Source organism: Nonomuraea recticatena, assembly GCF_039533245.1.
In the GTDB taxonomy this organism is placed as follows: domain Bacteria; phylum Actinomycetota; class Actinomycetes; order Streptosporangiales; family Streptosporangiaceae; genus Nonomuraea; species Nonomuraea roseola.
In genome coordinates this window covers 1-680 of record NZ_BAAATE010000161.1, presented here as the reverse complement: position 1 = coordinate 680, position 680 = coordinate 1, and the positions used below count along the sequence as shown (strand labels likewise).

Sequence of the window (680 nt, the reverse complement as noted above, 5' to 3'; positions counted from 1 at the left end):
GCCAGCCACGAGACCGTCCTTTCCACGACCCAGCGGTGGCGTCCCAGGCGTTGGCTGGATTCGATCCCGCGGCGGGCGATGCGCGGGATGATGCCCCGGCTGTGCAGGAAGGTCCGCAGGTGGGAATAGTCGTAGCCCTTGTCGCCGTGGAGCTTGGCGGGTCGGCGCCGACGTGGCCCTCGGCGGGAGCGAACAGGCGGGATGCTGCGGACCAGAGGTTCCAGGGCCAGGCTGTCGTGGACGTTGGCGGCGCTGATCGCGACAGCCAAGGGCAGACCGGTCCGTTCGGTGATGAGGTGGATCTTCGACCCTTTCTTGCCGCGATCGACAGGATTCGGGCCTGTCAGTTCCCCCCTTTCATGGCCCGCACGCTGACGGAGTCGACCGCGCACCGCGACCAGTCCAGCTCGCCGCGAGCGCCGAGCTCGTCCAGCAGGATCCGGTACAGCTTGGCCCACACCCTGGCGGCGCTCCACTCGGTGAAGCGGCGGTGCACCGTCTGCCAGGAGGCGCCGAACACCGGCGGCAACTGCCGCCAAGCGCACCCCGTGGTGGCCACGTACACGATCGCCGCCAGAATCACCCGATCGTCGACCCGCCGCCGCCCACCACCCTGCGGGCGCGTCGGCGCCGGCGGAACCACCCGCAGGAACAACTCCCACAACTCATCAGGCGCCAGC

Annotated in this window: 1 pseudogene; it reads right to left on the bottom strand. The window is 69.9% G+C overall.

The features are described from left to right. Positions 1-679: pseudogene (locus tag ABFX50_RS50930) on the bottom strand (IS5 family transposase); the annotation flags it as partial. Between the last annotated feature and the right edge of the window lies 1 nt (position 680).